The sequence below is a fragment of the Altericroceibacterium xinjiangense genome, assembly GCF_003958635.1.
Taxonomy (GTDB): domain Bacteria; phylum Pseudomonadota; class Alphaproteobacteria; order Sphingomonadales; family Sphingomonadaceae; genus Altericroceibacterium_A; species Altericroceibacterium_A xinjiangense.
Genome location: NZ_RSEK01000004.1, coordinates 66,351 through 91,450, shown reverse-complemented (window position 1 = coordinate 91,450; position 25,100 = coordinate 66,351). Strand labels below are relative to the sequence as shown.

23 protein-coding genes are annotated in these 25,100 nt (G+C 65.9%); 9 read left to right on the top strand and 14 right to left on the bottom strand.

Going from position 1 to position 25,100, the window contains the following annotated elements; all coding sequences use genetic code 11:
- Positions 1 to 37: 37 nt before the first annotated feature.
- Genes zwf through glk form a run of 3 tightly spaced genes read left to right on the top strand, consistent with a single transcriptional unit; the run spans position 38 to position 4,252 of the window.
- Complete coding sequence (gene zwf, locus ELY13_RS05945) at positions 38 to 1,468, top strand: glucose-6-phosphate dehydrogenase (RefSeq protein ID WP_126172976.1); 1,431 nt, start codon at positions 38 to 40, stop codon at positions 1,466 to 1,468.
- Positions 1,461 to 3,275 carry a phosphogluconate dehydratase gene (gene edd / locus ELY13_RS05940; protein WP_126172975.1) on the top strand — a complete coding sequence of 605 codons (1,815 nt, stop codon included), beginning with the start codon at positions 1,461 to 1,463 and terminating at the stop codon, positions 3,273 to 3,275. The genes zwf and edd overlap by 8 nt, the downstream gene beginning before the upstream one ends.
- Entirely contained in the window at positions 3,272 to 4,252 is a 981-nt protein-coding gene (gene glk / locus ELY13_RS05935; RefSeq protein WP_126172974.1) for a glucokinase, read from the top strand. Before edd ends, glk begins: the two co-directional genes overlap by 4 nt.
- A gap of 13 nt (positions 4,253 to 4,265) precedes the next feature.
- Here glk and tilS read toward each other — a convergent pair whose 3' ends face one another.
- From tilS to ptsP, 4 genes are all read right to left on the bottom strand, one after another.
- Positions 4,266 to 5,234 (bottom strand): tRNA lysidine(34) synthetase TilS, encoded by a 969-nt coding sequence (gene tilS / locus ELY13_RS05930; protein ID WP_126172973.1) that lies wholly within the window; start codon positions 5,232 to 5,234, stop codon positions 4,266 to 4,268.
- Entirely contained in the window at positions 5,197 to 6,138 is a 942-nt protein-coding gene (locus tag ELY13_RS05925; RefSeq protein ID WP_126172972.1) for a tetratricopeptide repeat protein, read from the bottom strand. Before ELY13_RS05925 ends, tilS begins: the two co-directional genes overlap by 38 nt.
- 100 nt (positions 6,139 to 6,238) lie before the next feature.
- Positions 6,239 to 7,099, bottom strand: a complete 861-nt coding sequence (locus ELY13_RS05920; RefSeq protein WP_126172971.1) for a helix-turn-helix domain-containing protein — start codon at positions 7,097 to 7,099, stop codon at positions 6,239 to 6,241.
- A gap of 85 nt (positions 7,100 to 7,184) precedes the next feature.
- The gene (ptsP, locus tag ELY13_RS05915) at positions 7,185 to 9,455 is read right to left on the bottom strand and encodes a phosphoenolpyruvate--protein phosphotransferase (protein ID WP_126172970.1); all 2,271 of its coding nucleotides are present in this window, start codon (positions 9,453 to 9,455) and stop codon (positions 7,185 to 7,187) included.
- 18 nt (positions 9,456 to 9,473) lie between these two features.
- On the opposite strand from ptsP, the gene ELY13_RS14965 reads away from it, so the two are divergent.
- On the top strand, positions 9,474 to 9,662 hold the full coding sequence (locus ELY13_RS14965) for a hypothetical protein (RefSeq protein ID WP_164549703.1): 189 nt from the start codon (positions 9,474 to 9,476) through the stop codon (positions 9,660 to 9,662).
- Here ELY13_RS14965 and ELY13_RS05910 read toward each other — a convergent pair.
- A complete protein-coding gene (locus tag ELY13_RS05910; RefSeq protein ID WP_126172969.1) occupies positions 9,608 to 9,763 on the bottom strand; it encodes a YdcH family protein in 156 nt (51 codons plus the stop codon). The genes ELY13_RS14965 and ELY13_RS05910 overlap by 55 nt on opposite strands.
- 183 nt (positions 9,764 to 9,946) lie before the next feature.
- Between ELY13_RS05910 and ELY13_RS05905 the strand changes: the two genes are divergently transcribed.
- The 4 genes from ELY13_RS05905 (at position 9,947) to ELY13_RS05890 (ending at position 14,199) form a co-directional block, all read left to right on the top strand.
- A complete protein-coding gene (locus tag ELY13_RS05905) occupies positions 9,947 to 10,144 on the top strand; it encodes a YdcH family protein (RefSeq protein ID WP_126172968.1) in 198 nt (65 codons plus the stop codon).
- A 54-nt stretch (positions 10,145 to 10,198) separates the two neighbouring features.
- The gene (locus ELY13_RS05900; protein WP_126172967.1) at positions 10,199 to 10,882 is read left to right on the top strand and encodes a DUF4230 domain-containing protein; all 684 of its coding nucleotides are present in this window, start codon (positions 10,199 to 10,201) and stop codon (positions 10,880 to 10,882) included.
- A gap of 121 nt (positions 10,883 to 11,003) precedes the next feature.
- Positions 11,004 to 11,990, top strand: a complete 987-nt coding sequence (gene nadA / locus ELY13_RS05895; RefSeq protein ID WP_126172966.1) for a quinolinate synthase NadA — start codon at positions 11,004 to 11,006, stop codon at positions 11,988 to 11,990.
- A gap of 94 nt (positions 11,991 to 12,084) precedes the next feature.
- Entirely contained in the window at positions 12,085 to 14,199 is a 2,115-nt protein-coding gene (locus ELY13_RS05890) for a prolyl oligopeptidase family serine peptidase (RefSeq protein WP_126172965.1), read from the top strand.
- Positions 14,200 to 14,212: 13 nt separating this feature from the next.
- On the opposite strand, the gene ELY13_RS05885 is transcribed toward ELY13_RS05890, so the two are convergent.
- The 3 genes from ELY13_RS05885 to lipB are packed head-to-tail and all read right to left on the bottom strand — an operon-like array spanning position 14,213 to position 16,887.
- Entirely contained in the window at positions 14,213 to 15,988 is a 1,776-nt protein-coding gene (locus ELY13_RS05885) for a DUF885 domain-containing protein (RefSeq protein ID WP_126172964.1), read from the bottom strand.
- A 3-nt stretch (positions 15,989 to 15,991) separates the two neighbouring features.
- On the bottom strand, positions 15,992 to 16,216 hold the full coding sequence (locus tag ELY13_RS05880) for a hypothetical protein (protein ID WP_126172963.1): 225 nt from the start codon (positions 16,214 to 16,216) through the stop codon (positions 15,992 to 15,994).
- Positions 16,213 to 16,887, bottom strand: coding sequence for a lipoyl(octanoyl) transferase LipB (lipB, locus tag ELY13_RS05875; protein WP_126173180.1), 675 nt, complete (start codon positions 16,885 to 16,887; stop codon positions 16,213 to 16,215). Before lipB ends, ELY13_RS05880 begins: the two co-directional genes overlap by 4 nt.
- Before the next feature lie 65 nt (positions 16,888 to 16,952).
- On the opposite strand from lipB, the gene ELY13_RS05870 reads away from it, so the two are divergent.
- Entirely contained in the window at positions 16,953 to 17,762 is an 810-nt protein-coding gene (locus ELY13_RS05870) for a hypothetical protein (RefSeq protein ID WP_126172962.1), read from the top strand.
- A gap of 276 nt (positions 17,763 to 18,038) precedes the next feature.
- On the opposite strand, the gene ELY13_RS05865 is transcribed toward ELY13_RS05870, so the two are convergent.
- From ELY13_RS05865 to pepN, 6 genes are all read right to left on the bottom strand, one after another.
- Positions 18,039 to 18,572, bottom strand: coding sequence for an adenine phosphoribosyltransferase (locus ELY13_RS05865; RefSeq protein ID WP_126172961.1), 534 nt, complete (start codon positions 18,570 to 18,572; stop codon positions 18,039 to 18,041).
- 54 nt (positions 18,573 to 18,626) lie between these two features.
- Positions 18,627 to 19,496 carry a cytochrome c1 gene (locus ELY13_RS05860; protein WP_126172960.1) on the bottom strand — a complete coding sequence of 290 codons (870 nt, stop codon included), beginning with the start codon at positions 19,494 to 19,496 and terminating at the stop codon, positions 18,627 to 18,629.
- A gap of 28 nt (positions 19,497 to 19,524) precedes the next feature.
- Positions 19,525 to 20,820 carry a cytochrome b gene (locus ELY13_RS05855; RefSeq protein WP_126172959.1) on the bottom strand — a complete coding sequence of 432 codons (1,296 nt, stop codon included), beginning with the start codon at positions 20,818 to 20,820 and terminating at the stop codon, positions 19,525 to 19,527.
- Positions 20,821 to 20,837: 17 nt separating this feature from the next.
- Positions 20,838 to 21,416 carry a ubiquinol-cytochrome c reductase iron-sulfur subunit gene (gene petA, locus ELY13_RS05850; protein ID WP_126172958.1) on the bottom strand — a complete coding sequence of 193 codons (579 nt, stop codon included), beginning with the start codon at positions 21,414 to 21,416 and terminating at the stop codon, positions 20,838 to 20,840.
- A gap of 193 nt (positions 21,417 to 21,609) precedes the next feature.
- Entirely contained in the window at positions 21,610 to 22,386 is a 777-nt protein-coding gene (gene pgeF, locus ELY13_RS05845) for a peptidoglycan editing factor PgeF (RefSeq protein ID WP_126172957.1), read from the bottom strand.
- Positions 22,379 to 25,060 carry an aminopeptidase N gene (gene pepN, locus ELY13_RS05840; protein WP_126172956.1) on the bottom strand — a complete coding sequence of 894 codons (2,682 nt, stop codon included), beginning with the start codon at positions 25,058 to 25,060 and terminating at the stop codon, positions 22,379 to 22,381. The genes pgeF and pepN overlap by 8 nt, the downstream gene beginning before the upstream one ends.
- Positions 25,061 to 25,100 lie beyond the last annotated feature (40 nt).

Genomic DNA, 25,100 nt, shown 5'->3' with positions numbered 1-25,100 from the left:
GCCGCTTGCCTTCCCTCCTCTTCGGAGTACCCGGCCGATGAGCTTCACCTCGGACCGCCTCCTGCTGTTCGGTGCGACCGGCGACCTTGCCCAGCGCATGCTGCTGCCCTCGCTCTGCGCGCTGAACGTGGAAGAACTGCTGCCCCCCAACCTGCAAATCCTCGGCACGGCGCGCGCTCCGATGAGCGACGGGGAATTCCGCAACTTCGCCCGCTCGGCGATCGAGAAATACCTGCCGGCTCACCGGCGCGGCCAGATGGCCGATTTCCTCAACCGCTTGTCCTACCAGCCGATCGACGCGACCACGATCGAGGGATACGACAAGCTGGCCGAGCAGATCGGCGAGCGGGAAAGCCTGTCGATTTTCCTCTCCACCGGGCCCAGCCTGTTTCCCCCGACGATCAAGGGCCTGCAAAGTGCCGGGCTGACCGACGGCGACGTCCGGATCGGACTGGAAAAGCCGCTCGGCGTCGATCTGGAATCGAGCAGGGAAATCAACGACGCAGTAGGGGCAGCCTTTCCGGAGGAGCGAATCTACCGGATCGACCACTACCTCGGCAAGGAAACCGTCCAGAACCTGCTGGCGCTGCGGTTCGCCAATATCCTGTTCGAGCCGATCTGGAACGCCCGCTACATCGAGCATATCCAGATCACCGTGGCAGAGACCGTCGGGGTCGATGAACGGATGGACTTCTACGACCAGACCGGCGCCTTGCGCGACATGGTGCAGAACCACATGCTCCAGCTGCTGTCGCTCGTGGCGATGGAGCCGCCGACCAGCTTCGATGCCGGGGCAGTGCACGATGAAAAGGTAAAGGTGCTGCGCGCGCTGCGCCCGATTGGCCGAGGGGAAAGCGCCACAGGGCAGTACGGCGCGGGCACGGTGGCGGGAGACCCTGTGTCCGGGTTCCTCAAGGAACTGGACAAGGACAGCGATACCGAAACCTTCGTCGCGCTGAAGGCCCATGTCGATAACTGGCGCTGGGCGGGCGTTCCGTTCTACTTGCGCACCGGCAAGCGGCTGCCCGAACGCGTGACCGAGATCGTCGTCCAGTTCCGCTGCATTCCCCATTCGATCTTCACCGGCGCCAACACGGTGCCGAACCGCCTGGTGATCGGCATCCAGCCGGAAGAAAACATCACCCTGTCGCTGATGGCCAAAGTGCCCGGGCTTGATCGCGACGGAATTTCGCTGCGCCGGGTCCCGCTCGAAATTGCGATTCCCGATCCGTTTACCGGCCAGGTGCAGCGGATCGCCTATGAACGGCTGCTGCTCGACCTGATCGAAGGCAACCGGACGCTGTTCGTCCGGCGCGATGAAGTGGAAGCGCAGTGGGAATGGATCGACGCGATCCGGGCAAGCTGGCAGCAGGCGGGGCAGGCCCCCGAACCCTATGACGCGGGGACCTGGGGCCCGGAAGGCGCGGCCCGGCTGGTCGCCCGCGACGGAGTGAGTTGGAATGACTAGAATCCACCCGACAGTAGAACGCGTGACCGACCGGATTATCGAACGGTCGCGCGACAGCCGCCGGGCCTATCTCTCCCTGATGGCGGAAGAAGGGGACCGGCACCGCGACCGGAACACCGCGCTGCCGTGTTCGAACCTCGCCCACGGCTTTGCCGCTGCGGGGGAGGACAAGGCCTCGATCGCGACGCGCCAGGGCCCGAACATCGGGATCATCACTGCTTACAATGACACGATTTCCGCGCATCAGCCTTATGCCGCCTTTCCCCCGCAGATGAAGGTCTGGGCGCGCGAAGTTGGCGCGACGGCGCAAGTCGCCGGGGCGACCCCCGCAATGTGCGACGGGGTGACGCAAGGACAGGCGGGGATGGAATTGTCGCTGTTCAGCCGGGACGTGATCGCGCTGTCGGCGGCTGTCGGCTTGTCCCACGCGATGTACGATGCCGTGGCCCTGCTGGGGATTTGCGACAAGATCGTGCCGGGCCTGCTGATGGGCGCCTTGCGCTTTGGCTGGCTCCCCGCGCTGTTCGTGCCCGGCGGCCCGATGCCGACCGGCCTCGGCAACAAGGAAAAGCAGAAGGTCCGCCAGCTTTACGCGCAAGGGAAAGCCACCCGGGCGGAACTGCTGGAGATGGAAAGCCAGTGCTACCACACGTCCGGTACCTGCACGTTCTACGGCACGGCAAATTCCAACCAGATGATGATGGAATTGATGGGGCTGCACGTCCCGGGCGCTGCCTTCATCCCGCCGGGAACTCCGCTGCGCCAGGCGCTGACCCGGGCCGCGGTCCACCGGCTTTCCGCGATCACCCGGGACGGCAACGATTACCGCCCGCTGTCCGCCTGCGTCGATGAAAAGGCGATCGTCAACGCGGCGGTCGGCTTGCTGGCTACCGGCGGATCGACCAACCACGCGATCCATATCCCCGCCTTCGCGCGCGCCGCGGGCGTTCGCATCGACTGGACCGACATGGCGGAACTGAGCCACGTGACTCCGTTGATTGCACGGGTCTATCCGAACGGGACGGCGGATGTTAACCAGTTCCAGGACGCAGGAGGGATCGGCTTCGTGACCCGGCAGCTGATCGACGCCGGGCTGATCCACCGCGATATCGTGACGGCAGGGGGAGACAGCCTGGATGACTTCGCGCAGGAACCGTGGCTGGATGAAGGCGAGCTTGCCTGGCGCGCATGCGGGACGAGCGGGGACGAAACGGTCCTGCGCACGGCGTCCGACCCGTTCCAGCCCGACGGCGGGATGCGGCTGGTCGAAGGCAATCTCGGCCGCGCCTGCTTCAAGACCAGCGCGGTCGAACCGGAACGCTGGACGATCGAGGCTCCGGCACGGGTGTTCGAATCCCAGCACGCGGTCGCCCAGGCTTTCACCGCGGGCGAACTGGACGGGGACGTGGTCATCGTTGTCCGCTTCCAGGGACCGCGCGCGAACGGAATGCCCGAATTGCACACGCTCACTCCGGTGCTCGGCGTGATGCAGGACCGGGGGCAGAAAGTCGCGTTGGTCACCGACGGGCGCATGTCGGGCGCGAGCGGGAAAGTGCCGATGGCGATCCACTGTTCGCCCGAGGCCAACGGAGGCGGCCCGTTGTCGCGCCTGCGCGATGGCGACCTGATCCGGGTTTCGGCCGACGAGGGAGTGCTCTCGACCGCCGCCGATCTTGCGCTGCGCGATCCCGCCCCCGCGCCGGAGGCGCAGATGGGCACGGCCCGCGAATTGTTCGCCATGTTCCGCGCAGACGCCGATGAGGCGGAGCGCGGGGGATCGGCCATGCTGGCGGCGGCGGGACTATGACCGAACTCGTCGCGCTCGATATCGGAGGCACCCACGCCCGCTTCGCGCTGACTTCGGTGGCGGAAGACGGCACGATTGCCCTTGGCGACCCCGTCACGCTCAAGACGAGCGACTTCGTCAGCCTGCAGACCGCCTGGGAGGAGTTCGAAAGCCGCACCGGCCGTACCCTGCCGCGCGCCGCCGCGATTGCCATCGCCGGGCCGGTCACCGGCGAGACGATCCGCATGACCAACAACAGCTGGGTGATCCGCACCGGGCAAATCGATGAGCAGCTCGGGGTCGATCGTTTTACGGTGATCAACGATTTCGGCGCGGTCGCCCACGCAGTGGCGCGTGCGGACGAGGACCAGTTCGTACCGATCACCGGACCGGACAAGCCGCTGCCGTCGTCCGGCACGGTCAGCGTGATCGGCCCAGGCACCGGGCTGGGGGTTGCCCATCTTCATCGCTTCCCGGGCAGCTACCATGTTCAGGCGACCGAGGGCGGGCACATCGATTTCGCGCCCGTCGATCACATCGACGACGCGATTCTTGCCCGGCTGCGCGCCCGGCACCGCCGCGTTTCGACCGAACGGATCGTCTCCGGCCCCGGCATTGTGGACATCCACGCCACCCTCGCCTCGATGGAGCACCGCAAGATCGAGGATCTGGACGACCGGACGATCTGGGAACGCGGCCTCGCCAATGAGGACGCGCTATGTTCGGCGGCAATCGACCGGTTCTGCCTCGCTCTCGGCAGCGTCTCGGGGGACTATGCGCTGGCCCACGGCGCGTCGGCCGTAGTGCTCGCAGGCGGTCTCGGCTTGCGGCTGAAGGCGATCCTGCCTCAGTCGGGTTTCGCCAGCCGGTTCCGCTACAAGGGACGCTATGAGCAGATGATGGCCGGCATTCCGGTCAAGCTGATCGCCCATCCGCAGCCCGGCTTGTTCGGCGCCGCGGCGGCTTTCTCGCGGGAGCATCTCGCCACCCTGATGTGACGTCGGCAGGCGATCAGCCGGTCCGGCGCGCCGGTTCGCGGCAAAACAGCCATGCATCGCCTTCGGGCCGGACCATCACTCCGGCAACATTCCCGCCTTCGCCCGCGTGCAGGCGCTCGACCAGCCGGGCGAGTTCGCTTCCGCGCGGAGTGGCGCCGAACCGGGCCATCGCCCGCGCCGCGATTCGCAGCGCGATCGCGTTCGGCGCGGCGGGACGGTAACGGATGGTCTCCTCGGTGCAGGCGACGTTCTCTGCCCACTCGCGCGCGGCAGCCCAGTCCAGCGCGTCCTCGGCCTCGGCAAGATGCGCCGCACTTCGGGCAAGAGCCGCCGGGTCGAGCCAGTCGGCATCGGCAAGTGCCTGACGGATCTGCACCCGGTCAAACCGCTCATCGGCGTTGCTGGGATCGCGCACCGGGTCCAGCGCGGCCGCGCTGACGATCGCCTCAAGCTCCGTTCGGCGGAAGCCCAGCAGCGGCCGCAGCAGCGGGATTTCGCTTCCCGGCACTCTCCCACGCTCCCGCACTCCCGCAAGACCGCCGGTCCCGCTTGCCCGATTGAGCCGCATCAGCAGCGTTTCGGCCTGGTCGTCGGCGTGGTGAGCAGTGGCGAGTGCGCAAAGATCGTGCCGGATCAGCCAGTCGGACAGCGCCGCGTAGCGCGCGTGCCGGGCGCGGTCCTGAACGTTGCCGGGCGCGACGGTGACGGTCAGGACCTCGCATGCGATCCCGCGCGCCGCGCAGACTTGCGCGACACCAGCACATTCCGCCGCCGCTTCCGCTCTCAGCCCGTGGTCGACAGTGGCGACGGCGAACCGGTGGGGGATGGCCTTCTGGGCGAGCAGCAGCAGGGCGAGACTGTCTGCCCCGCCCGAAACGGCAAGTCCGATCCGCCCGCCTTCGGGCCAGAGCCGCGCCAGCCGCTTTGCAAAGCGGGCAGCCGGATCAGCGGGTGCAGGTGACCTTCGTGCGGTTTGCCTCATACTGGTCCCGCAGGCGTCCGGTGGCGAGGCCCGGATACGTGTCCCCGAATTCGGCCAGCGCGATGCAGGCGCGGCTGGTGTCGTTCATCGCAATCATCGTTTCGGCCAGAAACAGCAGGCTGTCCGGTCCGCGCGCTGCCTGCTTGTCGGCCTGATAGTTCTGGAGGAAGTACACCGCCGCTTCCTTCGGCTTGCCATCGTCCAGATAGGCGCGGCCCAGCAGGTTGCGGCCAAATGTCGCGCGCGCGTGGCTGGGATAACGATCGAGGAACAGCTTCAATTGCTGCTGCGCCTCCGGAAACAGCCCGGCTTCCCACAAGCGGAAGCCATAGGTGTATTCGTCGTCACCGGCGTCGCCCGTGTCCGGCTTGGCGATCGCCTGCACCCGGGCCAGCCGCTCCGCGCTCGGCGCGGCCGGTCTTGCGGGCGCCTGCGCGGCGGCAGGAGGTGTGGCGGCGCCGCGCGCGGCCGAGGTGCCCGGAACCGGGATCACGCCGCTCGGCTGCTCCACCGGGGAAGCGGGAGCCACCGGCCGGGCTTCCAGCGCGTCGATCCGCTCTTCCAGCCGGACCATCGCGTTCGCGTTGATCTCGGTTGCGGCAGTCAGGCGGGAAAGCTGGGATTCAACCGCGTCCAGCCGGGAAAGAATATCGGTCACGGCGCTGGTCGACGGCGTGCCCGCAGGCTGGGACGGGGCTGGCGTGGCCGGGGTAATCTCCGGCGTGAAGTACTTGCCGTCGGCGCCGGGGAAGACCTGGCGCTGCAGCGCGCGGACTTCCGCCTCAAGCTTGCGCAGCCGCGCGTCTTCCTGGGCCGCGGCCGTTCCCGGCAATGCCGTCAGCGCCGTGCCCGCCAGCGCCAGGCTGGCGAGGATTGCCCGCGATCGTGCCCAACCGGTTGCCATTGCTTCCATTTCTCCCTTCCGAATCACGCCGTGGATGCTCCGGCAGGCCGGAACAGCGCCTGAACGGCGGGGGCTGTTGGCCCAGACTGTCTGTCGAATATCAGGTTGCCGGCGACGTTTGCGGCGCTGCCGACGTTTGGGTTGCCGGCGACGCCTGAGGCGATGGCGCTGCTCCGCCGCGGGCCAGCAGCGCCTCGGCCGTGATCGGCACGTCGCGCATCACCCTCTGCTCCTCGGAAAGCTTGGGCAGTTCACGCCCACCGACGGTAATCCGCAGCGCGTCGGGACGGCCGGTCCACACCCGCGGCTGGTCCGCGTCCTGCGGGACGGTAAAGGTTTCCCCTTCCGCCATTTCCTTTTCCAGCAGCTGCTGTCCACCGGCGGTATAGAACCGGACCCAGACGCCGTCTTCCAGCGCGGTGAACACCACCGGTCCGCTGGTTGCAGGCTGCGCCGGATCCGCTGCGACGGTACCGGGAAGCGGCTGCGCACCGGGAGTCGGCTCCTGCACTTCCTCCTCGATCGGCGGCAACTGCGCGGCCGGGGCGAACATCGGGCGGAAGAAGAAGAACCCGGCCACCAGCAGCAGCAGGAACAGGATTGCGACGATCCAGCCGATCCGGGCGGAAGGAACGCGGGCAGGATCGCCCGGCTCATACGACGGGCGATAGACCCGGGTCGGCTGCTGCGAGTTCAGCTCAGCCCGGACCATCCCGGCAATCGCTTCCGGATCGAGCCCGACCACCTGCGCGTAGGTCTTGGAAAAACCGACCGCGTAGGTCCGCCCCGGCAAGCTGCCGAAGTCCCCCGCCTCGATCGATTCCAGATGCCGCAGCGGAATGCGGGTTTCGGCGGCAACGTCCGGGAGGCTCAGCTCCCTTTCCTCGCGCGCGGCGCGCAATTGCGCGCCGACGGAGTGAACGGTTGCGTTCTCGCGATGCTCGGCGATTTCCTCTGCCATCTCGTCCTGTAATGTGATGCGCTTGACCCCGTGCGACAGAAGGGGTGCGGGCCATACAAGTCAAGCACCTCTTGGCGGGCAGGTGTTATTCCACCTCGATATCGCGATCTTCGGCCCACTGCTGCAGGGCGGCGCGCAGGTCCGGCGGCGGGGCAGCGAGCCAGGCCGACATGGCCGCGCCGATTTCCGCAGTGTCTACCTTGCGGACCAGTTCCTTGATCGGTCCGACCGCCGCGGGGGTGATCGAGAACCGCCGCAAGCCGATCCCGATCAGGGCCAGCGCCTCCAGCCGGCGTCCACCCATTTCCCCGCAAACGCCGAGGTCCACCGGGTAACCTGTCGTGCTGCCGACCACCCGGCGGATGAAGCGCAGGATCGAGGGGCTGAGCCAGTCGTACCGTTCCGCCAGCTTGGGATTGGCCCGGTCGGCCGCGAACAGGAACTGGGTAAGATCGTTCGTGCCGATCGAGATGAACGACAGCTTCGGCATCAGGACATCGAGCATTTCTGCCAGCGAGGGCACTTCCAGCATCACGCCATAGCGGATTTCCTGTGGCAGCCTGCGCTTCTGCCGCTTCAGGAAGGCAAGCTGCGCCTGGAACACCGCGTGCGCGGCATCGAATTCCCAGGGTTCGGACACCATCGGGAACATGACGTTCAGCGTCTTTCCCGCGGCAGCTTCGATCAGGGCGCGGGCCTGCGACTTCAGCAGGCCTTCGCGTTCCAGCGCGAGCCGCAGCGCGCGCCAGCCCATCGCGGGGTTCTCGTCCTCGCGCGAGCTTTCGCTGCGCAAGTACGGCAGCGACTTGTCGCCCCCGATGTCCACCGTGCGGAAGATCACCGGCTTCTTTCCGGCCGCCTCGAGCACGTCGCGGTAAAGCCGCATCTGCCGTTCGCGCTGCGGCAGTGCCGCCGAGACCAGGAACTGGAACTCGGTGCGGAACAAGCCGATGCCGTCCGCGCCCGTCAGGCTCAGCATCGGGATATCGTCCCTGAGCCCTGCGTTCATCATCACCTGCACCCGCTGCCCGTCGCGGGTGAACGGCTCCACGTCGCGCAGTTTGGCGTAAGCCGCCTGGCGTTGCTTGCTGCGGGCGAATCGCGTCTCGAACGTATCGATCATGCCCGGCAGCGGACGCAGGGTGACTTGCCCGGCGCTGCCGTCGAGCAGCATCGGGTCCCCTTCCCGGATCAGCCCCCGAAGGTTGCGCACCCGGCCCACGACCGGGACGCCCATCGCCCGGGCGACGATCACCACGTGGGCAGTGAGCGACCCTTCCTCCAGCACGACGCCTTTCAGGCGCCGCTTGTCGTATTCCAGCAATTCGGCCGGGCCGAGGTTCCTGGCGATCAGGATCGTGTCGCCGCGCAGGCCGGTGCTGGCCGCGGTGCCGAGCTGCCCGGAGACGATCCGCAGCAGGCGGTTCGACAAGTCTTCCAGGTCATGCATCCGATCCGCCAGCAGCGGATCGTCGATCTGGCGCATTCGCATCCGGGTGCGCTGCTGGACTCGCTCGATGGCCGCTTCAGCTGTCAGCCCGGAATCGATCGCTTCGTTGATCCGGCGGGACCAGCCTTCGTCGTAGGCGAACATCTTGTAGGTCTCGAGCACTTCCTCGTGCTCCCCGCCCACGCCGAATTCGGCCTGGTTGGTCATCGTGTCGATCTGCTCACGCATCTTGTCGAACGCAAGGTAGACGCGCTGCCGCTCCGTCTCGGTATCTTCCGCCACAGTGTGTTCGATCGTGACGCGCGGCTGGTGGAACACCGCGTTGCCGGATGCGAGTCCACTCACAAGGGTGAGCCCGTGGAGAATCTCCTGCCCCGAGTGAGCGGGCGACAAGCCGGAGGCTCCCTCGTCATCGACCAGCCCGGCGTTGTGGATCAGTTCGGCCAGGACCATGGCGACCGTCTGCAGCGCCTCGATCTCCACTTCGTCATACCGCCGCGGGTCGACATGCTGGACGGTAAGCACGCCGACTGCCCGTTCGCGCCGGACGATCGGCACGCCGGCGAAGGAGTGGAACTTCTCCTCGCCTGTTTCGGGGCGGTACTGGAACTCTGGATGCGCAGCGGCCTCGGCAAGGTTCAGCGTTTCGACGTTCTGCGCGATCGTGCCGGTCAGCCCTTCGCTGATTGCCATCCGGGTGACGTGGACCGCATCCTGGTTGAGGCCGCGCGTGGCGTACAGCTCAAGCATTCCCTCACGCAGCAGATAAATCGAGCAGACCTCGCTCGACAGCGCTTCGCCGATGATGTCGACCACCTGGTTGAGCTTGCCCTGCGCGTGCATGCGCGAAGCCATCAATTCGTGAAGCTGGGTCAGGATGGAGCGGGCAGAGGCAACAGCGGTCATAGGCTCCGTGCCTATCGCATGAATACGATCATGGGAATTGAAAGCCTGCGCTCGTCACCCGTGTACGATCAATCGAAACAGCGCGAAAAGGGGGCAGGAGAACGGGCGGCGCACTGCGTCGGCGCCGCCCATCCGAATGCGACCTCAGCAACTCAGGTGTGCGTGATCGCTTCCTTGATCCTGAGCTTCTGCTTTTTAAGCGATTGAAGGGTGTCCACATCGGGTGCCGGTCGGTTCATCTCTTCCCGGATCCGGCGTTCCAGCCCTTGATGCTTGGCCTGAAGAGCTGCGACGTGTGGAGATTCCATTCGCTTTCCTCCTATGTAAGGGATTGATGCCCCCTTTGGCCTGCGCCGCTCGTCCGACGACTCGGGATGAAGCGCAGCGCCCGATTGTTATCAGATCACAATCGACCTAGAGGGCAACCGGGGTGCGGCAGGACGCACGCAGCCGGGGACGGCGTGCGTCAGGGATACGGGAGCGGAAATTCGATGAACGAGGAGGAGATGCGCAAGCGGCTCGCCGCCCTCAGGATCGAGCATCGCGATCTCGACGCCGCAATCGACGCGCTCACCGCGGCCGACGGGCAGGACCAGCTGCAGATTGCGCGGCTGAAAAAGCGCAAGCTGCGCCTGAGGGACCAGATCTACCTGATCGAGGACAACCTCACCCCCGACATCATCGCGTAAACGCGGAACGGCGTGCCACCGGAACGGGGAGACGGCCTCGGCCGTTTGCCGGCCATGGACCTGAAGCCGACTCGAGAGGGAACCCGCGCCCCCGGGGTTGCCGAGCCCCCGCACCGCGACCAACCGCTTGCCCGCGTGCAGGCCTTGCCGTGGCTGCTGTTCATCCTGATGCTGGCGCTGGCCACGTGGCTCGCTTGGCAGGCCTTCGGGCCGGAGGACAACGGCGATCCGCTGGCTACCAGCCTGGTGACGTTCGAAAAGCAGAACCGGCTGACGGTGTTTTCCGCCCAGCTGGCACCCGTCGTCTCGTCCAGCGACACTCGTTATCTCGGCCTCGTCAATTCCCGGCAGGTGGCGGTAATCCCGGCGCGGGTGGACTATTCGCTCGACCTTTCGCAGATGGACCGCAACCGGCTGTCGTGGAGCCCCGAAACGAACACGCTGGGGGTGCTGCTGCCTCCCTTGAGGATCAGCAAGCCCAATCTCGATGAGGCGCGCGCCCAGTACTTGCGCGAAGGAACGTGGATCACCCGCGAAGCGCAGGACAAGCTGACGCGCGACAACACCAAGCTGGCGGAGCAACTGGCGGTGCAGCAGGCGGCCAACCCCGTTCTGGTCGGTCTTGCCCGATCCGCCGCGAAGGACGCGATCCGGCAGAACCTTGCCATTCCGCTGCAGGTTGCCGGTTTCGGCGAAGTGGAAGTCAACGTGCGCTTTGAGGGCGAGAAGCAGCAATAGGGGCAAGCGCCCTGTTGTTGCACGGGCACTGTCCCCATATGGGGCCGAACGGACCGGTGCGCCCGCGAACGGGCGTGTCCGGTAAGCCCGCACGAATAGGCCCGCACGAATAGGAACGCGCATGACCACCCAGTTCGCCCCGCTCACCGGCACCGATCTGCGTGCCGAGATCGACCGCCTGCGCAAGGAGCGTAATGCGGTGATCCTGGCTCACTATTACCAGAGGCCCGAACTTCAGGACATTGCCGACTTCGTCGGGGACAGCCTGGAGCTGTCGCGCAAGGCTGCGGAAACCGACGCGGACGTGATCGCGTTCTGCGGGGTCAAGTTCATGGCCGAAACCGCCAAGATCCTCTCCCCCGACAAGATCGTGGTCCTGCCCGATCTCGATGCCGGGTGTAGCCTGGAGGATTCCTGCCCGCCGGACCAGTTCAAGGCCTTCCGCGAAGCACACCCCGATCATATTGCGCTGACCTACATCAACTGCTCGACAGAAGTGAAGGCGCTGTCCGACGTGATCGTCACCAGTTCTTCCGCCGAAACGATCCTGCAGCAGATCCCGAAGGACCAGAAGATCATCTTCGGCCCGGACCGGCACCTTGGCGGCTATCTCAACCGGAAGTTCAACCGCGACATGCTGCTGTGGCCCGGCGTGTGCATCGTGCACGAGGCGTTTTCGGAGCGCGAACTGCTGAAGCTGAAGCAGCAGTACCCCGATGCGCCGATCGCCGCGCATCCGGAATGCCCGCCGCACATCGTCGACCACGCCGATCTCGTCGGATCGACCAGCGCGATCCTGCAGTACGCCAAGACCTTCGAAGGCGACACGCTGATCGTCGCGACCGAGCCGCACATCATCCACCAGATGGAAAAGGCGCTGCCGCAAAAACGCTTTATCGGCGCGCCGGGAGCGGACGGGAACTGCAACTGCAACATCTGCCCGTACATGGCGCTGAACACGATGGAAAAGCTCTACACCTGCTTGCGGGACCTTGAGCCGCGGATTGAGATCGAGGAGCCTTTGCGCCTTGCGGCCAAGCGCAGCCTCGACCGGATGCTGGAACTGGCCAGCGGGACAATCGGGCAGGGCGACCTCGGCCGGGTCTGAAGCGCACCTTTCAACGGCGGCGTTCGGGCTGGCCTCGGGCGGCGGGACACGGTAGCATCTGAAACCGGTTTGTTCCGTCGCTGAAGGCTGCCCGATGTCCCGTTTTTCCCTGCGCACCATTCTTTCGCTCGCAGCCGCCCCGCTGCTGCTCGCTGCTACTGCGCCGGCCGATCCTTATCTTTGGCTGGAAGACATCCACCGGGAGCGCGCGCTGGAGGCGGTCAGCCGGTGGAACGCGGCCACGACGGACGCGCTGGCTGCGACGCCCGGCTATGAGGCGCACCGCGCTGAGGCCCGGGCAATCCTCGATGATGAAAGCCAGATCGCCACTCCGGACGAGGTGATGGGCGATGTCGTCACCAACTTGTGGCGCGATGCGCAGCACCCGCGCGGCCTCTGGCGCGAGGCGAGCCTGGCGTCGTATTTGTCCGGCAATCCCGAATGGCGCACCCTGATCGATGTCGATGCCCTTGGCGCGCAGGAGGGCAAGTCGTGGGTTTGGCACGGCGCCGATTGTCTGGCGCCCGACTACGTCCGCTGCCTCGTCTCGCTTAGCCCCGGCGGGACGGATGCCGACGTGGTGCGGGAATGGGACCGGCGAACCGGGCAATTCGTCGCGGACGGCTTCACGCTGCCCGAGGCCAAGAGCGATGTCGCGTGGGAAGATGCCGACACCCTGCTGGTCGGCACCGATTTCGGCGAAGGGTCGATGACGACGTCGGGCTATCCGCGGATCGTCAAGCGCTGGAAACGCGGCACGCCGCTGTCCGCCGCCAGCGTAGTGCTGGAAGGTGAGCCGGCCGATATCTCCGTCTCCCCCACGGTCATTGCGACCGACGACGCGCGGCACGTCTTCCTGCAGCGGGGGCTGAGCTTCTACACGTCTCAGCTGTGGATCGGGAAGGATGACGGCACCTTCATCCGCACGCCGGTGCCCGAAACCGCCGATCTTCGTGCGGTCCACGATGGGCGGATGATCGTCTACCTGCATGAGCCGCTCGGGAAGGTTCCCGCCGGATCGCTGGTGGCCTGGCCCGTCGCGGACGTACTCGCGGGCCGGAGCCCTGCGCCGGAAGTGGTCTATTCGCCGACCAGCCAGGAAGCGATCGAGCAAGTAAGCGCGACCGACGACGCGCTGTGGGTCAAGCTGCTGGACGACGTGTCCGGCCGTCTGCTGGTGCTGCGCCGCGCCGCCGATGGCGGCTGGACGCGGACCGTGGCCGATCTGCCGGACCAGGCGACCGTTTCGCTGGTGTCGGGCGCGGACGGGCAGAACCTCGCCTTTGCCACCGTGCAGTCCTTCCTTGTCCCGCCTTCCCTTTATGCGGTGAACGCGGACGGATCGGCCAGGCTCCTCCAGTCCCTGCCCGCGAAGTTCGACGCTTCGCAGTTCACGGTTGAGCAGCACTTCGCCACTTCGAAAGACGGGACGAAGGTGCCCTACTTCCTGGCAACCCGAAACGGAGTGCAGGGCCCGGTTCCGGCGCTGATCCATGCCTATGGCGGGTTCCGCAGCGCGCAGACGCCGACTTATCTTACCACCGAACCCTATCGCGCCGGTCCGCTGGCGAAGTGGTGGGTGGAGGACGGCAATGCCTATGTCCTGGCCAACATTCGCGGCGGCGGGGAATACGGCCCGCGCTGGCACGACGCCGCCCTGCGGGAAAAGCGGCAGAACGCCTATGACGATCTCTACGCGGTGGCGCAGGATCTGGTGAACCGCGGGATCACAGCGGAAGGCAAGATCGCGGTTTCAGGCCGCTCCAACGGCGGTCTGCTGGCCGGGGTCGCGGTGACGCAGCGGCCGGACTTGTTCGGCGCGGCGATCATCGGCTCCCCCCTGCTCGACATGAAGCGTTACTCGCACTTGCTCGCCGGGGCATCGTGGATGGCGGAATACGGGGATCCGGACGTGCCGGCGGACTGGGAGTTCATCTCCGGGTACTCACCCTACCAGAAGGTCCGGGAAGGCGTGGAGTACCCGCCGGTGTTCTTCTATTCCTCGACCGAGGACGACCGGGTGCACCCCGGCCACGCCCGTAAGATGGCGGCACGCCTGATCGATCTCGGCAACCCGGTCTATTTCCACGAACACCGCGAAGGAGGCCACTCGGTCGGCGCGGATCATGCGGAGGACGCCGTGCGCGCCGCCCTGCTCCACGCGTACCTGACGCGGGTGCTGGTGGAAGGAGACACGTCGGCTCCGTAAGAGCCGACGTTCGTCAGTCGATCGGCAAACCGAACATCAGGGCCCGGACATGCTTCACCGGGATCGATCCGTGGGACAGCACCGCATCGTTGTACCGGCGCAAGCTGTAGTCCTCGCCCCACCGGCGCTTCGCTTCCTCGCGCAGCGCCATGTGCTCGGAGTAGCCGGTGAAGTAGCTGAGCAGCTGGGCTGAGGAGAGATTTGCGCGCAGCCACTTGCCCGCGGCCTCCCGCTCCTGCTGAAAGCCGCCTTCCATCATCAGCTGCATTGCCTGCTCGCGCGTCATCCCTTCGGTGTGGATGCCAATGTCGAGCACGGTGTTGATGATCGAGCGGAGGCGCATCTTCAGCACCGTCAGCCGGAACAGCGGATCGTTATCGAGGTAACCCGCATCGGCCATGACTTCTTCGGCATAGACTGCCCAGCCTTCCACGAACGGACCGCTCATCAGCACGGCCCGCAGGAGGTCGTCGTTCTTGTTCGCATGGTCGAGCTGCAGGTAGTGCCCCGGCACACCTTCGTGGATCGAAAGGTCGTGCAGCATGTAGGTGTTGTATTCGGTCAGGAAGCTGGTCGCCTGCTCATCCGTCCAGTCGTCGGGAATGGGAGACACGGCGTAAAAATTCGGCTGGTCCTGTTCCAGCGGCCCGGGCGGATCGTCGTAAGCCACCGAATTGCCTTGCTGGAACTTGGGCATGGTAATCACTTGCACCGGGCCAGAAGGCATCGTGACGAAGCCCTGCCGGGCGGTGAAGGCGGTCGCCTGCGCCAGCGTGTCGCGCGCGGCTTGTTCCAGCGTTTCCCGCGTGGCGCGGTTGGCATAGCTTTTGGCCAGCGCGCATTCGATCGCCTGCTGCTGGCTTCCCGTGGCGCAATCGGGGAAGCTGCGGGCGATCCGCTCCATTTCCGCCCGCGTATCCGCGAACGCCTTCAGCGCCCGCGCCTTCAGCTCCGGCCGATCCAACGGGCTCGACAGCGCGAAAGCCATCTTCTGGTCGTAAAGCGGCGCGCCCAGCCGGAAATCGCCCTTGGCGTTGGGGACCAACACGGTGTCGAGCCAGGTCTGGTGCTCTGCCACCGCCGTCTTCAGCGCGCTCCGCGCAGCATCGAAGCGAGCGCGCGGCACACCGCGGCGCTCCACCTCCGGCACGATCGCAGAGTCGATGATTTCCAGCAGCCCCGCGTTCTGCCGGGCGACCGTTTCGGCGTAGACTTTCGGCACGCGCGCGGGGACAAGTTGCCGCCGCGTCTCGGCAAGGAACGCGGGCAACAGTTCCATCCGTTCTACGATGCTGGCGAATCGCTGCGGCCAGGGCGCGAAATCGCGCGCGACCAGCGTGTAGAGCGATCCGGAAGCCAGATCGTTGTAACGCTGCGGATTCCACGCCCATTCCTGCAGCGTGTCGAGCTGCCACACCTGATAGCGCAGTTCGTTTTCCAGCAGCGCCGCATTGACCTGGTTGTCGCGCGACAGACGGGAGCGGTCGATCCGCTCCAGCCGGGCAAGCAGGGTCTGGACCAGTTGCCGCTCCCGCGCACGGCCGGTTGCGGTGATGTCAGGCAGCTGGTCGTCGTACCGGTGATCGCCCATCTGGGTTCCGGCTACGGGATTGAGCGCGGCGGCCTGGGTGATGAAATCCTGCGCCAGCCGGTCAAGCGCGGCATCGGCTACGCTCGCGTGTCCGGCATCAAGCATCGGCGACTCGGCCAAACCCGTACGGGGCACTCCGGCGCACGCGGTCAGGGCCAGCGCAGCCAGCAAAAGGGCTGCCGTGTTGACGGGCCGCATCGGCTACTCGTCTTCCTCGGCTGCCGCCGGCCCCGCTGGATCGCCTTCCGCGGCTCCCGGTTCGGCGATCGGCGGGTGCGATCGCAACTCGCTGTACGGCAGCATCTCGTCGCTGATCGTGCCTTCCAGCACTTCGCCCGACGCGACGCTATTCTTCGGCTGGTCGGACGTATCGTCGCAACCGGCGGCGAGCAGGAGCAGGAGCAGGACGGGCAAGCGGGATTTCATTCAGGGCTCCGGGACTGCAGGGCGGCGAAGAAGGATGCCGCGCGGCGCTGCAATGCCTCATCCCACTCCCCCGGCGCAAGCGCGATGCCAAGTCGGGCTAGGCTGGTCACGCCGAAATCGCTGATTCCGCACGGTACGATCCCGCTGAAATGGCTGAGATCCGGGTCGAGGTTGACGGCAAAGCCGTGCATCGTCACCCATTTGCGGACGCGCACGCCGATCGCGCCGATCTTGGCTTCGCTGCCGTCGATGTCCCGCGTCCAGATCCCGATGCGGTCGGGCACCGCCCAGCTTTCCACCCCGAAATCCGCCAGTGTCGCAATGACCCAGCCTTCCAGCGCGTGGACGAATGCCCGCACGTCGCGCCCGCGCGTGGCGAGGTCCAGCAGGACGTAGCCGATCCGCTGGCCCGGCCCGTGATAGGTGTAGCGCCCGCCGCGCCCGGTCTGGACCACGTCGAAGCGGGGATCCAACAGTTCGCCCGCCGGCGCGCTGGTGCCGGCCGTGTAGACGGGTGGATGCTCCAGCAGCCAGACAAGCTCGCGCGCGGTCCCGGCAGCAATCGCTGCATTGCGCTGCTCCATCTCGCGGGCGGCTTCGGTATAGGCCACCAGCGAGGGTTCGCGTCGCCACTCAATCGGGTCTTCGGGCACTTCGGTCGAATTCTCCATCACGCGATTTGCGTGAAGGGTGATGAGAGGCTTATCAAGCACCATTGCTGAAGAGGGGACCTGGGGTGAAATTCGACATGAGCCACGCTTGGCGCGATGCCGTGGCGATGATCAAGACCAATCGGGAAGTCCTGCTGATCGTCGCGGGGATTTTCTTCTTTTTTCCCGCTCTTGCCACTTCGCTGCTGGTCCCGGGAATGCAGGACGCTCTGGTGAACCAGCCCGACGTGGGACAAGCGGTCCTGCAGGTCTACGGCGACTACTGGTGGTTGATCCTGCTGGTGGCCATCGCACAGACAATCGGAATGCTGACCCTGCTCGCCTTGCTGCGCGACAAATCGCAGCCCACGGTGGGAGAAGCCATCCGCACCGGGCTGACCGGGGTCCTGCCCTATCTGCTCGCCACGCTCCTGATTGCGTTCGGAGTATTTGCCGTCCTGATGGTGCTGGTCGGGATTCCCGCAGCTTCCGGCAGCGGCGTGCTGGCGGCGCTGGGCACGCTCGCGTTCATTGCGCTGGCAATCTACTGCTTCGTCAAGCTCTCCCTCATCCCGCCCGTAATCGCGGTGGACAAGCTGTTGAACCCGGTCGCGGCGCTGCAGCGCTCTTGGAACCTCACCAAGGGCGCGGGGCTTCGCCTGCTCGTGTTCTACCTCCTGATCGGGATCGCCTATATGGTGGTGATGCTGGTGCTTGGAATGGTGCTTGGTGCGCTCGTCCTCGTGCTGGGAGAAAGTCTGGGCCAAGTGATCGAAGCCGTCGTTTCGTCTTTGCTCGATGCTGCGGTGACAGTGATCTTCGTCGCGGTACTTGCGGGTGTTCACCGCCAGCTGACCGGAACCTCGCCCGAGAATGCCCGCGGCGCCGAGAGCTAGCGCGGGCGTCGATCGGATGGTGGAATTGGGCACTCCGAAGCGCGTTCACCGGCGCACTGGCAGTCGGCGATTTCACCTGCTCAGGATGCGCTGCCGGCGAATAGGTGACCGGGAGATCTGACTTCCGGCACCCCTGAAGCAGCCGGTTTATAAGGGTGACGCGCACCAATCGCCCACTGCGGTGAAGCATGCGCCTGCCGCCCCGAAGAGAGGCTGCCCTGCGCCTGATTAGCCGGCACGCCTTCGCGCCGCGCCTCCGGTGCCGCCGCTGGCAGGCTAACCCTCGAACGTGAACAGCGCCGTGGATTCAATACCTTCGCAGCGAAGCGCCGCCGGCCCGCCCAGCTCCGGTAGTTCGATTGCGAAAAGCGCGATCGGAACGATTGCACCGGCCTGTCGGAGAAGGTGCGCCGCCGCCAGCGCGGTCCCGCCGGTCGCGATCAGATCGTCCACCAGCACTATTCTTTCGCCAGGGCCGATCGCACCGGGGTCGAGTTCAAGCCGCGCTGTGCCGTACTCCAAGGCGTAATCGATGCCGATCGTTCGCATCGGCAACTTGCCGGCCTTTCGAACGGGGATGAACCCCACGCCGAGCCGGGCTGCGATCGCAGCTCCAAAGATGAATCCGCGTGCATCGATCCCGGCAATCGCCTGCGGCGAAGCCGCACGAGCCTCTTCGGCCACGCGATCAATGGTCGCGGCAAAGCCGGCACCATGCGCCAGCAAGGTGGTGATGTCGCGGAACTGGATGCCTTTGGCGGGAAAATCCGGAATGGTCCGGATCAGCTGCCTGAGTTCCTCGATGGTCATCCCGCCTCCAGGACTGAACGCCCCCCGATGATCATCGGGGGGCGCCTGACTGTCTTAGAGGACTTCTTCTTCGCGGCGCCGCGCTGGCGGCACTACCCGTGACCACACATGCTTCTTGGCCAGGAAAGCGAGCACGGTGGCGAAGATCAGGAAGCCGATGACAGGCCAGCCGGTCTGATGGCGCTTCACCAGGGTCGGTTCGGCCGACCAGGTCAGGAACGCCGCCACGTCTTCCGACATCTGCGGGATCGTGGCCGTTGTCCCGTCAGCGTAGGTAACCTGTCCAGTCGTGGTCAGTGGCGGCGGCATGGCGAGGTTGAGGTTCGGGAAGAACGGGTTGTAATAGAGTCCGGGCGGCGTTTCCGCTGCGGGGAACTGCGCCAGCAACTCCGGCGGCGGCGGGCGGTAGCCGATCAGCAGCGAATAGAGATACGCCGTGCCATGATGGCGCGCCTTGGTGATGATCGAAAGATCAGGCGGAATGGCGTTGTTGTTCGCAGCCGCTGCGGCGATTTCGTTCGGATACGGCTCCGGGAAGTAATCCGTAGGCAGGCCGGGACGCGTGGTTGCCTCACCGGTGTTGGGATCGATGCCCGGCACGGTCCAGCTTGCGGCTTCCGCCTTCACTTCGGCCTCGGTGTAACCAAGCTGCGCAAGATCGCGGAACGCGACATAGCGCAGGGAATGGCAGGCGGCGCACACTTCCTTGTAGACCTGATAGCCGCGCTGAAGCTGCTGGAGATCCCAGGTACCGAACGGGCTGGCTGCGGCAAGGTGCAGGTCGATGGGTTCTTCGTGGAACACCTCTTCGGCCGTGACTTCACCCAGTCCTTCGGTCGCGGCGGTATAAGCGCCGATCACGAAGGCCCAGAGTACGGCCACGCTGAAAAACAGGCCGGCGAGGATTCCGATGATACGGGTCATGAGTCTGGCTTTCTCTCGGGCGCTGTCTTCAGATGGCCGGGGCGGCGTTTTCGCCCACCACAAGTCGGTCGTCGGAATGGAGCACCGCGTCCGTGATCGAATACGGGAGCGGTTCCGGACGCTCGACGAGCGCAACGATCGGCAGGATCACCAGGAAGTGGATGAAGTAGTACGCGGTCGCAAGCTGGCTGAGCATTACGTACGGTTCCTCGGCCGGAGCACCGCCGCACCAGAACAGCACCAGCATCGCCGGGATCAGCCCGATCCAGAAGAACCTCCGGAACAGCGGGCGATAGTGCCCCGAACGCACCGGCGAGGTATCGAGCCAAGGCAGGAAGAACCACACCAAAATCGCCGCAAACATCGCCAGCACGCCCAGCAGCTTCGCCGGCAGGAAGAAGAAGTCCTGGGTGAAGGCGCGCAGGATCGCGTAGAACGGCCAGAAGTACCATTCGGGCACGATATGCGCCGGCGTCGAGAGCGGGTTGGCCGGGATATAGTTATCCGCGTGACCAAGCGCGTTCGGCAGGAAGAACAGGACGATGCAGTAGAGGATCAGGAACACGCCCAGCCCGAACCCGTCCTTCGCGGTGTAGTAGGGGTGGAACGGAACCGTATCGCTCTCGCTCTTCACCTCGACGCCTGTCGGGTTCGTGGAGCCCGGGATATGCAGCGCCCAGATGTGCAGGATCACCACGCCGAGGATGACGAACGGCAGCAGGAAGTGCAGCGAGAAGAAGCGGTTGAGCGCAGCGTTGTCCGGCGCGTAGCCGCCCAGCAGCCACACCTGCAGCGGTTCACCCACCAGCGGGATCGCCGAGAACAGACCGGTAATCACCTTTGCACCCCAGAAGCTCATCTGCCCCCAGGGAAGCACGTAGCCCATGAACGCGGTCGCCATCATCAGCAGGAAGATGACCACGCCCAGCAACCAGATCATCTCGCGCGGGGCCTTGTAGGAGCCGTAGTAGAAGCCGCGGAAGATGTGGATGTAGACAACGACGAAGAAGGCGCTTGCGCCGTTTGCGTGGGCATAGCGCAGCAGCCAGCCCCAGTTCACGTCGCGCATGATCTGCTCAACGGAAGCAAACGCGATCGTTGCGTTCGATGCGTAATGCATCGCCAGCACGACGCCGGTGACGATCTGCAACATCAGCGCGAATCCGGCGAGAACGCCGAAGTTCCACATGTAGGAGAGGTTGCGCGGGACCGGGTATCCGGCGCCGACGGCGTTGTAGACGAAGCGCGGCAGCGGCAGCTTCTCATCGAGAAACCGCATTACCGGATTGGTCGGCTGGTATTGCTTGGCCCAGGGGAAGCTCATTGTCGGTCCCTTTTCCCTTAGCCGACCACGATCGTGGTATCAGAGGTGAATTCGTAATCCGGCACGACGAGGTTCAGAGGCGCCGGGCCGTTGCGGATACGCGCCGCAGTATCATAGGACGATCCGTGGCAGGGGCAGAAGAAACCGCCGAATTCGCCGCGAGTCTCGCCCTCGCCGGCACCCAGCGGCACACAGCCGAGGTGGGTGCACACGCCCATGGTGACCAGCCAGTTCAGGTGACCTTCCTTGGTGCGTTCCTCCAGCGTTTCCGGATCGCGCAGGCTGGAAACGTCCACGGCCTGCGCCGCGGCGATTTCCTCCGGCGTCAGGTTGCGGACGAACAGCGGCTGCTTGCGGAACACCGCCTTGATCGTCTGACCGGGCTGGATCGCCGACAAGTCCACTTCGGTCGTGGCTTCGGCGAGCACGTCCTTGGAGGGAGCCATCTGGGAAATCAGCGGGACCAGCACGGCGAGTCCACCAACCCCGGCAGCCGAAACGGCCGCGATGTTGATGAAGTCACGCCGGCGGACACCTTCTTCGTCCGCTGCGGGTACCAGCGGACCCGGATCTACGGAGCCAGTGTTCGTTACCATCAGCCTTGCCTTGCCTCGGTCTGCCCAGCGAGGATGCGGACGACCTAAAAACCAGATTAGCCGCGCGTTCAGGAAGACCCCCCGAAAGCTGCACCGGACATGGATTTTCCGCCCGCCCCGGTGCCGACTTGGCGCGGCTGATAGACCACGAGTCCCCTCCTGCCAACAGGCATTTTACCGCCGTGATGTGCGTTTAGCGCGGTAAGCCGATCAGCGAGAACTGGCGCCCGTAAGTCGGCTCTTTCCGGTGAGTAGCGCGGCGATAGGAATAGAACCGCGCCTCCTGGGCGTAGGTGTCGAGCCCCAGGCGGTCGATTCCGCCTACCCCCGCTTGCTCCAGGCGGCGGGCGGCATAGCCTTCCAGATCGAATTGCCAGTGCCCAGGCCGGCCCGGAACGAAGAACGGCGAATCGTCCTCCCCGAACCGGGCACGGAACGAATCGTCAACTTCGTAGCTCGCCTGCGCAATCGCCGGGCCAATGGCCGCCCCGATCCTCTGGCGGGTGGCGCCGAGGCGCTCCATCGCCGCCACAGTCGCTTCCAGCACACCGCCGCGCGCCCCGCGCCACCCGGCGTGCGCCGCGCCGATCACGCCTGCTTCCGCATCCGTCAGCAGCACCGGCGCGCAATCGGCGGTCACGATGCCGAGCAGCACGCCTGGCCGGTCGCTGACGATCGCATCGGCGCGAGGGCGTTCATCCCCGGGCCATGGCTCCGTCACCACGGCGACATCGGGCGAATGAACCTGGTACACGGTGACGAGGCGGGCATCGGGCAGCACCGCTTCGAGGGCGCGGCGGCGATTCTCGGCAACGGCCAGATCGTCGTCACCCGCTCCCAGCCCGACGTTCAGCCCGGCCACCACGCCGCCCGACACTCCGCCCCGACGGCCAAGGAAGCCGTGGGGCACGCCCGCCAGCTGGGCGGCGCGGATGACCTCGACGGCTTCGTCGGTGCGCGAATCAGCCAAGGCTGCGGCTCACTTGTTCATGCGTATCGCGCGACAGCTTCGGCGCGGCGGCGATCCGTTCCAGTTGTGCACGCATCAGCGCGGCCCGCACCGGCTCGATCCGCCGCCAGCGGCCGAGCGGGGCGACGAAGCGCGCCGTGGTCTGGGGATTGATCGGATCCAGCGCGAGGATCAGGTCGGCGATCGTCCGGTATCCTTCCCCGTCCTCGGCGTGGAACGCCTGCGGGTTTGCGGCGAACGCCATGTAGAGCGAACGCACCCGGTTCGGGTTGCGCAAGGTGAAATCCGGATGGGCCGCCAGTTCCCGCACGTGCCGCAGCGCCTGTGGGTGGAGCGATTGCGCCTGCAGCGCGAACCACTTGTCGATCACCAGCGCGTTGCCACGGTATCGCTGGTAGAAGTCCGCCAGCAGCTCTTCGCGCAAGGGGGTGTCCAGCCCGGCGAGCACCATCAGCGCGCCCTGGCGATCGGTCATGTTGTCGGCAGCGCGGTACTGCCTTGCCGCCAGATCCGCAGCCTTTTCGGGATCGGCGGCGGCCAGCAGGATCAGGACCTGGGTCTTGAGCTTGCGCGCCCCCCGGGCGGCGGCATCGAGCCCGTAAGGCACGGCGCTTGCCCGTTCGTGCAGCGCCACGAGCGCGTCCTCGTGCGTGCGGCCCAGCCAGCCTTTCAGCGCCTCCCGCTCCCGATGAATGGCCGCCGGGTCAGCGATCGGCATCTGCTCCGCAAGGTAGCTGGAGCCCGGCAGGATCATCAATTCGCCGCGCATCTGATTGTCGAGCGCGGAATCGTCCAGCACGGCCGCAAAAGCCTGGCCGATCGACCGGCGGCCGGCGTCGCGCTCGGCTTCGGACAGCTTGCCGGCGATGCTCGCGCGCAGGTGGCCGACGACGAGATCCTGCATCGCCTCATACCGGGCGAAGGAGTCGTCGTCATGGGCGGCCAGAAACACGAGGTCTTCCATCGCCACGTCGCGCTGGATGGAAACCGGGGCGGAAAATCCGCGGTTGATCGACAGGATCGGCCGCTCCGCAAAGCCGGGGAAGCTCACTTTCTCCTGCGCGGCTTCCAGCACCACCAGCTGTTCGCCGCGATGCTGCCCCGTAGCGCGGTCGAACAGCGCGATCCGCAGCGGAATGGGCATTGGCTGCTTGCGGTCCTGCCCTGGAGTGGGCGGAACCTGCTGGGTGAAGTGCAGGGTCGCGATCTCGCCGTCATGCTCCAGCCGCACGCCGACTTTCGGAGTGCCAGCCTGGGAATACCACAAGCGGAAGCGGGTAAGGTCCAGCCCGGCCCCGTCCTCCATCGCCCGGATGAAATCGTCGCACGTCGCCGCCTCGCCGTCATGCCGGTCGAAGTAGAGATCGCAGCCCTTGCGGAACCGATCCGGCCCGGCGAGCGTGTGCATCATCCGGATGACCTCGGCCCCCTTGTTGTAGACCGTGGCGGTATAGAAGTTCGAGATTTCGCGGAATTCGTCCGGGCGGATCGGATGGGCCAGCGGGCCCGAATCCTCGGGGAATTGGGCCGATCGCAGCACGCGCACGTCCTCGATCCGCTTGACCGGGGCAGAGCCCATGTCCTGGCTGAACAACTGGTCGCGCAGGACGGTGAAACCTTCCTTCAGGCTAAGCTGGAACCAGTCCCGGCACGTCACGCGGTTGCCTGACCAGTTGTGGAAGTATTCGTGCGCGATCACGCCTTCGACTGCGTCGTAGTCGCCGTCGGTCGCGGTTTCCGGGTCGGCCAGCACGTATTTCGTGTTGAAGATGTTGAGGCCCTTGTTCTCCATCGCCCCCATGTTGAAATCGCTGACCGCGACAATGTTGAACGTGTCGAGATCGTATTCGCGGCCGAAGGCGTCCTCGTCCCACTTCATCGATTTCTTGAGGGAGCGCATCGCGTGGTCGGTGCGCGGCAGGTCACCTTCCCGGTCGCCCGCCGCTTCGTCCCGGTTGGCGCGCACCCAGATCGCGAGATCGACCTTTCGCCCGCCCATGGTGGTGAACGTGTCGCGGTTGGCGACCAGATCGCCCGCAACCAGCGCGAAGAGATAGGACGGCTTGGGCCAGGGATCGTGCCATTCGGCCCAGCGGGTCTCGCCCCTCACGCCTTCATCGACCTTGTTGCCGTTGGACAGCAGCACCGGGAACTGGTCCTTCGCCCCTTCCATCCGGACGGTGTAGGTGGACAGAACGTCCGGCCGATCAGGGAAGAAGGTAATCCGCCGGAAGCCTTCCGCCTCGCACTGGGTGCAGAGCATTCCGCCGGAGGCATAGAGCCCCATCAGCTGCGTGTTCGCGGACGGATCGATCTCGGTTGCGATCTCCACCGTGTGCCGCTCTCCCGGCAGGGTGATGAGCAAGTCATCGCCTTCCATTGCCCAGCTGTTCACCGGCTCGCCGTCGACGGTGACCTCCAGCGCGGTCAGCCCGTCGCCGTTCAGGCGCAGGGTCTGGCTCGGCTCGGCCTGCGGATTGCGTTCGACCGACAGCCGTGCGCGCACCTGCGTCCGCTCGATCCCGAGGGAGAAATCGAGCGCGGTTTCGGGCACGAGCCACGGGAACGGCCGGTAATCCTCGCGCCGGATCACCGGCGGGTCGGACGGTTCGGGCGCGGCGTCGGCCATCTGGATATTGCCGTCGGGGGTGGCGGGATTGCGGACAATGTCCAAGCTGAACTCCTGGAATTCTTGGTAATGCGTGGGTGCGGGT